Source organism: Salidesulfovibrio brasiliensis JCM 12178 (assembly GCF_001311825.1).
In the GTDB taxonomy this organism is placed as follows: Bacteria; Desulfobacterota; Desulfovibrionia; order Desulfovibrionales; family Desulfovibrionaceae; genus Pseudodesulfovibrio; species Pseudodesulfovibrio brasiliensis.
In genome coordinates this window covers 1-10,620 of sequence record NZ_BBCB01000094.1, presented here as the reverse complement: position 1 = coordinate 10,620, position 10,620 = coordinate 1, and the positions used below count along the sequence as shown (strand labels likewise).

The 10,620-nt window shown below is 49.7% G+C and carries 4 protein-coding genes and 2 pseudogenes; 3 read left to right on the top strand and 3 right to left on the bottom strand.

Translation table 11 applies throughout. From position 1 onward, the window contains the following. Positions 1-1,552 (bottom strand): putative Ig domain-containing protein (locus JCM12178_RS18450; RefSeq protein ID WP_172677160.1); only part of this gene is annotated, 1,552 nt, incomplete at its 3' end. Position 1,553: 1 nt separating this feature from the next. After that, entirely contained in the window at positions 1,554-3,011 is a 1,458-nt protein-coding gene (locus JCM12178_RS15265) for an inverse autotransporter beta domain-containing protein (protein WP_054652626.1), read from the bottom strand. A 108-nt stretch (positions 3,012-3,119) separates the two neighbouring features. Between JCM12178_RS15265 and JCM12178_RS15260 the strand changes: the two are divergent. From JCM12178_RS15260 to JCM12178_RS15245, 3 genes and pseudogenes are all read left to right on the top strand, one after another. Next, positions 3,120-3,566 (top strand): annotated as a pseudogene (locus JCM12178_RS15260) (IS1595 family transposase); the annotation flags it as partial. Between the two features lie 109 nt (positions 3,567-3,675). Further along, positions 3,676-5,076, top strand: a pseudogene (locus JCM12178_RS17975) (IS1380 family transposase). Positions 5,077-5,299: 223 nt separating this feature from the next. After that, the gene (locus tag JCM12178_RS15245; RefSeq protein WP_172677159.1) at positions 5,300-6,082 is read left to right on the top strand and encodes an efflux RND transporter permease subunit; all 783 of its coding nucleotides are present in this window, start codon (positions 5,300-5,302) and stop codon (positions 6,080-6,082) included. Between the two features lie 808 nt (positions 6,083-6,890). On the opposite strand, the gene JCM12178_RS15240 is transcribed toward JCM12178_RS15245, so the two are convergent. Then, positions 6,891-10,316 carry a class I SAM-dependent DNA methyltransferase gene (locus JCM12178_RS15240; protein WP_054652618.1) on the bottom strand — a complete coding sequence of 1,142 codons (3,426 nt, stop codon included), beginning with the start codon at positions 10,314-10,316 and terminating at the stop codon, positions 6,891-6,893. Positions 10,317-10,620: the final 304 nt, after the last annotated feature.

Below are 10,620 nucleotides of genomic sequence, written 5' to 3'. Positions count from 1 at the left end.
TCACATCAACACCAGAAGGCGTCACGCCCGCGCTCAGAGTCTGGTCCACCTTCGCGGTGCCGCTGATCGTGACATTCACTTCCTGGCTCACAGGACCGGCAGCAGTGCTCGTGGCCTCGCCGGAGTAGTCGCCGGTGCCGGTAACCTTCACCTTGAGGTACTTGCCGCGCTCATTCGTGGTCAGTGTATAGGTCGAGGAATCCGCACCACTGATGTCAGAATAGGTGCCATCAGACGTTTCGCTCGACTGCCACTGATAGGTCACATCAGCACCAGAAGGCGTCACAGCACCTGCGGTCAGCTCTTCGCCGACCTTGAGCGTACCAGTAATGGAATCAATGGATTGCAAAGCAATTTTCACAGTAAAGCTCACAGAGCTCGTAGCCACAGCCACTACGCCGTTGGCGTCTGCAACCTGGAACTCCACAGTGTCAGTCGTGTACGTCGCGGTCGGCGTACCGGATACAACACCGGTAGACGAATCGAGGGTCAGACCAGTCGGGAGCGTACCCGTCTTCACGGAATACACGTACGGCGTCGTGCCGCCGCTCACACTGCTAAACGGGCTGAAGTCCGCCATGGGCTCGCCTACCACCAAATTCTGAGGGCTAGTATCAGCAGAGGCAGAAATGGATGCAACAACAACAAGCTGATAGCTATCACTAGCTTCGGGATAAATCCCATGAGCTAGCTCTTTAACCGTTATGGTAACAGGGCCACCAACGCTTTTGAGAGTAACCATTCCTGTATTATCAACTTCAGCAACATCCTCGTTTGACGAGGTATATTCCAAATCCCCGCCATTTCCACCAATTGCAGGTTGGGAATATGAGCCTTGGGTGATAGAAATTTGTCTGTCTGGACCAGCGTCTAGCGGCTCACCCTTGACCGCTATTTCAAGTTCAAATTCATTACCAACCAAATCACTGTTGGCACCCAACATAGTAATCGAATAAATATTGTCTCCCCCAGCTCTGAAAGGCTGGGCAAAACCTAATGTCCTAGTCTCCTCATTCCATGTAAAAGCGTCCTTATCTTCGCCAGAAAGTATCCAAACACATCCACTATAATCCTCAATCTCCGACCCATTGCGGAAAAGCTTTACTGTATAAGAATTCTCAGAATTATTAGTAACAACATCTTCATATCGATTTGTTGAAACAGGAAGTAGGCCGTCAATTACAGGTTTGAGAGTAGCTGATTTACTTGCAACAACGGAGACTTGGGCTGTACTCTCAACAGTTGTACCTAACAATCCATTCGCAGATACTTTAAATGCAATTCTTTTTTTATGATAAGCAGGATCATCAACAGAAAATGTAAACTCACCTGGCTCATCCACAACTTCACTTGTGACAACTTCACCATCGACCAACCATGAAACAGTGAAGCCACCATTTGTTATTTGTTTATTTGCCTCAAAAGCAGCAACAATTTTCTGACCTATAAAAGCATACTCTATAGATCTTTCGCTTTGCTTCCCAAAAGCAAGACTCACAAAAAACAAAGAGACAGCTACAAAGAGAATCACTCTTATTATTAATTGACGCATATTAATTCTCACGCCCAAATTTAACGATCACAATGCCTAATGCCTGTCCCTCAGCCGAAACCCGCCGTTCATAGACAATATCATTTTGCCTAGAAACGAGTTCGTTCATTCGTTTATGCAAACTCACCCCAGCCTTGTCCTTCGGGTTTTCGAACAAGCTACCAATATCTTCAAACGTCAGAGAAAAGCTTGCTTCAAGACTAGTTTCTTGTAGGTTACTTCCAATCGCTCTTGAGTGCGTTACACCGAGCTTTATTGAATCCCAAGGTGTCCATAGAGCTCCAAACTCTATCCCATCGGGACTAGATAAGTATTTATCATCCCCATACACATCTACATTTTTGCCATACCACTTATAATATCGAGTCTTCCAATCAACGGATTTCAAGAAAGGCAGGCGACCTGTTAATCCGAAATCGAAGCCTTCAGCAGCACGTTCCTCAAGATACTTATGATCGTATGCCTTTTTCCAAGGCGATAGTGGAAAATAGTAGTTCGAGTAAACATCTAGTAGTTCTGTCTTTATCTCCGCACCAACACCTCCGCGTGAATGCCCCCCCATGAAGTCATAATCATAAAAAGCATTCACACCCCAAACCAGAGTTTCATCAAAACTCAGCTTGCGGTATCCAACGCCCAAGTTTCCAATAAATCTATCTTTTTTATATCTTCCTCCTAACTGTGAGAACACAAAATTACCATCTTCATCGAGTTCGTGAAGAGCTACCAAGGCGTCTGCATTCACGCTACCTTCACCACCTAGGGGGAGTTTGTATTCCACTGTAATCGTTTTAACCCGAGGCAACTCTCGGGCCTCATCAACAGACGCGTCAATAAAAGCACGACCTGCAAGCCGTGCATAGCGCATTCCTAACTCTTCAGGCTGCGATACTTGACCAGTATCAACAGCTGTTTTTACTTCTCTCAAAGCGTACTGAAGTTCACTTGCAAGCTGGTCTTCCGTAAAATGTTTTTTAATGTTTTGTTTAATTTTACCACTCCAATCAGCAGCATAATCTTCATTGACTGCGGAATGCACCTTTAACAACTCACTTTCACTTACATTTTGCCATAAATCATCACTTGCTAGTGGTACAATTATCTGTTCTCCTGCAACAATATCATCTTGATCGTCAGCAAAATTTAAATAAGCGATTTTTTCTGCATCCAAACCTAGCTTCTTAGCTACTTCATGATACGATGTGGGCGATTTGGGGCGCATATAACCGAGTGCTGCAACCATAGTTTCGGCTCTTTTATCCTTTTCGCCACCTGCACCATACTCAGAACACACCGAATTTACTTCTAGCTCTTCCGCAGAATGCGTGGTGGATTCTTTTTGTACAGGATCAGGCGCACCGCTCATTACGAAGTCGGCCCCCTTCATCCAAGTGCACCCCGGACCAATATTAAGAAGCACAAGCAAAGCGGCCCAAAACCATTTGCAGCCTATTCTCATTTCCTGCTCCATTTTTTTTCTTATGAACCTCATCTCCAAAGAAAAATCTCGCTTTAAAAAACATTTAGGGGCTGTACCAGATAACTCCCTTGGGGTATCGGTATGGCAATGCGAAAGAGTCGTTTAAGTCGTGGGAAGCAGCTTCGTTTGATTGAGCATTTTGTAGCCGGGACAACAGCACGATGTGCCGCTGATCTGGTCGGCGTTAACGCCAAAACGGCTGCCTATTACTTTCACCGGTTGCGAGAAATCATAGCCGAAGAAGAGGCCAATGAAGGAATGGCTTTCGGCGAATTTGAAGTCGATGAAAGCTACTTTGGCGGCAGACGAAAAGGCAAACGAGGGCGTGGGGCCGCAGGGAAAGTGCCAGTGTTTGGAATCCTCAAGAGAGGCGGAAAGGTATATACACAGGTGATTCCCGACGCCAAAGGTAAAACGCTGATGCCGATTATTCAGGAAAGGATACAGCCCGACAGTGTTGTATACTCAGATTGCTGGTACGGCTACAATGTTCTCGATGTATCCGAGTTCAAGCACTTCAGACCTAACCTGAGCGATTCTCCAGTCTAACACAACATCAAAGTTGGCATATAGCCTTGTTTTTGTTTACAATCACATCCAGTCACTACGTCATGAACGTTTCACCCATTTGGTGGAGGGCTGGATGTCCAACTCAAAGAGAACCAAAGCAAAATTCATCGACGATGTTCAGGTCACGAACGACTGCCTGACAAGCCGGCCGGGCTCAACCTCTTTGCTCGCTACCTTCGTGGCATTGGCTTTTTCCCCCACATCAACCGCCTTTTCGGCTCCATGCGCAAGAACCCCAAAGGCACGCCCATCAATGAGCTTTTCAAGCAGGTTCTCTGCTTCCTCTTCGACGGCACCAGTCGACACCTGGCCCACTTCGATGTCCTGGCCAAAGACTCCGGCTACGCAGCCGCCATCGAAACTGACATCAATGACATGGCCTCTTCGCATACAGTCAAGCGGTTCTACCAAGCCTTTTTTGCACAAAGAACCTACCTTTTCCGTCGTCTGTTGCAGCACCTGTTTCTCTGGCGACTCAATATTGCCAAGCCTGAAGTGATCGAACTGAATATCGTCACCATGGTCATGGACAACGACCAAGCCCCGAAACGAGACGGCGTCAAACCCACATACAAAAAAAGTCCTTGGCTTCCAGCCGCTCCAGATGACTTGGGGACGGTACATCATAGACGTCGTATTCCGTGGCGGCGACAAGCATTCCCTCAACGGCGACTCGGCCCCGAACATGATCCGCCACGTGGTGCGCATGATCCGTACCCGTTACAGCGAGACCGTCCCTATCGTCATTCGCATGGACTCCGGATTCTTCGATCAGGATCTCTTCACCGAGATGGAGCGCCTGAATATCGGCTTCATTTGCGCGGGCAAATTCTACGGCGACATCAAGGACAGGGTCGGGGCACTCCCAGAAGCTGCCTTTCAGCATCACTTCGGCAAGACCGACGAGGATGTCTGGCAGTGTTTCGAGTTCAGCGACCGCCGCAAATCTTGGGTAAAATCCTACAGAGCCATCTTTTGGAGGCCTCTGCTGGAGGAGAAGCAGTTCTTGCTCCACGGACCGCAACCCTGCACTATCGTCTATACCAACCTCGGCATGGGCGGTGTCGTCGACCAGCAGCTGCGGGAAGCTTGCTGTGAATTCATGACCGAGACCGATGCCATCATCCACTCCTACCACCAGCGCGGCGCGGACGAACTGGTGCACAGGGCATTCAAGGATTTCGGCTTCGAGGAGTTGCCGTTCCAGCGCTTCGTGCCGAACTCCGCCTTCTATTACACCATGCTCCTCGGCTTTTTCCTGTTTGAAGCGTTCAAGGAAGATGTGAGTGAGCCGGTGGTTCCGGTCAAGGCTTTCCCAACGACGCTACGTCGCCGCTTGGTGGATGTAGCCGCCAAAATGGTGTCCCATGCTGGCAAAACCGTACTCAAGGTCACGGCGATAGCCATGGACACATTGCGTTTCAAAGAACTATGGGAACGCTGCCTGAGTGCTCCAAAATTCGTCTGGGCCTGACCTGAACGTTTCGCTCCATGTCCAGCGACGAGAGAGCTGCGTCCAAAATCCTGAATAATTCGGGTTTACGACCGAGATGAGCAGTGTTTTTGCATTCGGCAATCAAATTGATCCCCTTCGCGCCATCTTTGAAGTCAATCTTATCTCGGTTTCTGCCGAGGAAGGCTTCAATGGGGCCACTCAGCTCGATTTAGGTCCGAGGGTTAAGCGCCCGTATCAAGCCGTGGACCGCATCCTTGAAGGGCATGTCGAAACCGCTTCGGGCGGCATGACGCCGCTGTCCAATTTTGCCACTGTCTCACGACATACGGTGCCGAACGCATTGACGCAGTTCGACCAGCTCAACTCGGCAACCATCTCCGGCTCGCTTTCGCCCGGCGTGACGCTTGAGGAGGCGTTGAACTATCTGGAAGGACTGGCGGACCAGATGTTGCCCAAGAGTTTTCAGATCAATTACACAGGCCAGTCCCGGCAGTATATCCAGCAGGGCAACCGACTGCTGATGGCCTTTGCCGTGGTCATTCTTGTCATCTATCTGGCGCTTTCGGCCCAGTTCAACAGTTTCCGCGAGCCGCTCATCATACTGCTGAGCGTCCCCGGCGCCCTGTGTGGCGCGTTGATCCCGATGTACCTTGGGCTGGCGACCATAAACATCTACACGCAGGTTGGCCTGCTCACCCTGACCGGCCTGATTGCCAAGCACTCGATTCTGCTGGTCACCATGGCCAACGAGGCACAGCTGGAGGGAAAAAACAGGATCGAAGCCGCCTTCAAGGGCGGCATGGTCAGGCTTCGCCCATTCCTCATGACCACTGCCGCCATGACCGCAGGAGTTGTCCCCCTGCTGCTGGCCGACGGCGCGGGAGCGCATTCCCGGTTCGACATCGGGCTGGTCCTTTTTTCGGGCATGATCTTTGGATCAATGGTGATTCTCATCGTGGTGCCGGTGATATACACTTTCATCGCAAAGGATCTCAGCAAACCCACTCAAACGCATTCACTTTAGATACGGGGGAAGCAATGATCAGAAATCTCCGCATCCTTTCAAGGCTGGGGCAGAATGGTGGCGGGTTGGTTAAAACACCCTCAAGGTGATCTCAGCCTATTGAATGCTGCGAGACCTTCGAAGTGGGTTGCTCCAGAAGGCCGATCAGTGGCCCAAAGGGTGGGAGCGCATCTTTTCGTGTCTCCCCCGTGTCCCCACCCCTGTCAAACGTAACTTTTATACGATCAGTGTCGAATTTAACATGCTGAAATCATACAAATAAGCGACCTTCCGGTTTTCGTTTTCTTGCCTTTCACGCCGATAACAGGGGTTCAAATCCCCTTGGGGACGCCAACGAAATCAAAGCCTTTCGCGAAAGTGAAAGGCTTTTTTCGTGTCTCACGGCCACCGAATGTGTCTCCCGTGTACAGACACCTTCCAGCAGTCATGCCAATAAGACCATGACGGATGCCAGCACCCTTACAACTCACGGCCCTCTTAGGCATCATCCAAAGCCCATGGCAGAAGTTGCCACTCAGCCCATTACTGGATTTCTGTATATTCCACGAAAAAAGGCTTAGAAGGAAAACCTTCTAAGCCCTAATAATCATTGGTGGAGCTGGAGGGAATCGAACCCACGACCTCTTGAATGCCATTTTCACGGCAGGACGGCCCACCAACATCACTAACACACTAAAATAACGTGACCTTTACCCGCTTTCGCTGTGATTTAGCTTAGTGTGCATCGTGTGCATGGCGTACCTGATTTCAGGTGCTTACGCATAGTGCTGCTGGGTTTTGTCCCACAAAAGGGCCACACAAAACGACCCTAAATTGCTTGGAACTTCTCATTATCCAACTGAATGACTTTCCCAATGGTAGCAAGGGTGGACAGCAAGTCCTTGGCTTGCGCTTTACGCATTCCTTTAAAGTCCTTGGCCAATTCTTGGACCGTGATGGGGCTGTCTTTTAACGAAAGCGCTTCCAAAAGGACTTGGGCCTGATCGCTCATGGATTTGGGCCAAGAAACTTTTTGCTTTGCCACTTTTTCACGAGTTTTCAGTTTGCCTTGTTTGGTCGTGGAAGCACCTGCTTGCTTGAGCTGATAGTCCGGGCGAAGCCATCGGATTACCCCCCGGTCCTCTTCAGCAGCACGCGCTTTGTTTAGAGTAACAAGTTCCTTCAGAATGTCTTCATCGGACAATTCTGTATCCCAGCCATAAGCATCCAAAACGGCTTGATCGAGCTTGTCGTGTAGCTCCTGAAGGATAGCCAACAGCCCGTCATCGTGGATTTTTTGTTCTTTTTCGGTCAGTGTTTCGCAGTTCCGCATTTTTTCAAGCACATTGTACATCTTGGTCATCGACACCCCCGGACAAGCTTGAAGCCGCTTCTTTCTGTGTGCATCAAGCTCTTCTGCGAGTTGTCTGATCCGTGCCTTGCTTTTGGAGCTGACTTCAGGGAAAGGGAATGTTTCAAAACAACGGCTTTTTACATAAACAAGATCATTGCCCTTGCCAATGTTGCTTCTGTTAGCCTGAGCCCATAACAAGTGGACTTTACTTGATAAAATCCCCAAAAAATAAGCATCATCCAATGCAACACTGATGAGCTTGTTGTCGGCCATGATATCGGAGCCGAGAAACTGGAAAAACCGATGCTTGGAAGTTTCAGCAGTGGCAATATAGCGCGGCAATCCCTTAAGCATTTCACGGAGGACCTTGCGAGGCTCCCCGAAAATCCACCAGTTATCACGGTATGCTGCCCTATTATTCTGATCCCTAACAGGCTTCACACGCTCCAGAACCCACTGATAGACTTCTGGAAAATCGGAGCGAACTTCGTGCGGTTCAAGCCCATACAGATCAATAACCATAACCCCACGAGGTTTGTCGTTCAGATCTTTCCCATTCCGGTACTGCCGAATATGCCTTTCAAGCCCTGGGACACGTCCAAGTCCAAGGTCCGTAGCCTGTTCGCGGGTGACAATAAAACCCGACCCCATAAGCTGAACACCCCGACTTGAAATTCCAATATTAGAGGTCAAAGGTGTAGTGTCTGCAACGTCTGCCCCTATCGTCAGGTCAGAGTGAATCTTGCCCTTGTGCTTGGCTAAAACCACATCATAGCCAATGTCGTGAACCTGTTTTTCCTCCACGACATGACATAATTGCCCTTTCGCGTCCCCAGCCATTCCAACAGACATGGATATCCTGACAGCAGCACCGTCTGATTCCTGGACCCATGGATGGTCAGGTATTGCAAATGACAAGGAAAGCGAGGATGAGGCCTCCATATGATGCTTGACGATTCTTCTATTGAATGTTTGCCGCAGGCTGTTTGTTGCAATAAGCCCAAAACGACGAGCCGAGCCGTTCCGCACAAGTCTGGCTGCGTGATCCCACCAGTACATGACGAAATCGCACGAAGAAGGGATGTCTGGATAGGCTTCCCTTAAAGCGTCAACATAACCATTCCCGAGGGAGCGTCGCATGGTGCTTGCGCCGATGAATGGCGGGTTTCCGATAATGTAGTCAGCTTTGGGCCAAGAGGCTGGTTTCGGTTCGTGATACCTGAGCGTCGGCACAAGAGCTGTTTCGTCCGGAACTTCCTGTCCTGTGGTGGGATGCTTCTTTGTTGTCTGCCCATCCCAACGGCATACCGGGTTGCCGTCATCATCGAGTACGGGTTCGACCTTTTTCCATGTCAACAGGGCGTCTTGACATTTGATATTCTTGAAATCACGAATGATGGGTTCCGCTGGCGAGACATCCTTCCACGTACGGAAATACCACTGCAAATAGCCGATCCAAAGAACGAGTTCGGCAATTGCTGCCGCGCGAGGATTCACTTCCAGCCCCAAGAATTGATCGGGACTGACAGTTAACCCCCCACCTTCAAGCTTCATCCAACTGAAACCCAACTTCTGTTCAAGTGAGAGAATCTCGCCTTCCAATCGCTTGAGGTGCTCCAGAGCAACATAAAGGAAATTCCCTGACCCACAGGCTGGGTCAAGGATGTGAAGCTTACAGAGCTTTCGGTGAAAAGCCTGTACGTTTTCAAGGGCTTTTTCCTTCTTGTCCTGATTCATCAGGGTTACAGCTGCAGTTTGTACCGCTTCCCATTCACGTCGCAGGGGAGTCATCAGTGAAGGGATAACAAGCCGTTCAACGTATGACCGGGGAGTGTAATGAGCACCCAGTTTGTGCCTTTCGCGTGGGTCCAGAGCCCTTTCCAAGAGGGTACCAAAAATGGCGGGTTCTACATCCCGCCAATCCGAATCGGCTGCATCTATCAAAAGTTCCAACTGCTGTTCGTCCAGAGGCAACGCACTATGTTCAGCAAAAAGTCCGCCATTAAAGTGTTTGATCTTTTGACGAAGCGCTGTTGAGAAGCCGCCTGTGTCCATTTTGCCCCAGAGTTCTTCCACCATAGGTGGAAATTCTTCAGGAGAGCTCCGCATCGACTTAAGCAAATCGGTGAAGCTGTCTTTTGGTAAGAGCTGAACATCTTCGGCAAACATGGTGAAAAGGCAGCGCATGAGAAACCCCGAGACATCGGTCGGGGAATGCCCGGCAGCTTCTAGCGATTTTGCCAGCTTCGCCAAGCGCGAAGCAATATGTCGGGTAACTTTGGCAGCACGCCGGGAAGGATCCAGAGCAAAAGGATCGGTCCAAATTAGTTTGAGACGTTCACGGATTTCCTCTGATTCGAGGTCATTCAAATGTATCCGATTCGTTCCCGGATCCGGAAAAGGGATGTAGTCGCCACCTGTGCAGGAAAATTCTGAATACACATCTATGGTGAAACCAACATCAACAACAAGAATGAACGGCGGGCGACCTTCGGGGGCAGGTAAAGCGCGTACATACCTTTCAGCCTGACCAAAAGCTTTCAGAATGGCTTCATCCCACCCCTTGGTATTTCTTACTGCAGTTCCCTTCTTTCTTTTTGTCGACGACTGCGCCAGACTATCAATTTGCTCCTGCCGCAAAACCCCTTGCTTTGATTCAAGAACAAAACACTGCCGCTTATAAAGATCTATGCGCCCTTTGCTGATGCTTCCATCGGCATGGTGGAAGTCGACGTCCCTTTCAAAAACGTATTCGTTTTGAGAAATGTCATCCTTTGCAGGCTCCGGTTCGGGAACATCAAGAAGAGCGCACAATTCCTTCAAAAAAGATTGTGAATTTGCAAGTTCAGCCCCACCGGAGCCCTTCCACCTATTTATGAACTGTCGTGCATCTTGTGCCATGGGGAGTTAATTCCTTATGATTCTTTGAGAGCGCTGCAATTTAATGCGGCCAAGCTAAATTGTAAAGAAAAGCCGATACCAGCTAGATAAATCCCCAGAACCTGAGCCGCCCATCCTCGTCACCGTCGCCTGCTTCAAAAAAGGCACGGGCAAGGCGTTCTGGTCAAGACCGTGGGGCGAAGCCACACGCACGAAGTGCTTGGTCTTGACCGGGGCGACGGCCGTGCCAACCTGTGGGAAGGCAAGGGGCGGATAAAAAATTCCCTACCCCCAAAAAAACATGCCCCACTGACTTGCTTTTCGT

Coding starts and splice junctions, on each gene's coding strand:
- JCM12178_RS15265 (WP_054652626.1), bottom strand. CDS start 3,011: ATGAGAATAGGCTGCAAATGGTTTTGGGCCGCTTTGCTTGTGCTTCTT.
- JCM12178_RS15240 (WP_054652618.1), bottom strand. CDS start 10,316: ATGGCACAAGATGCACGACAGTTCATAAATAGGTGGAAGGGCTCCGGT.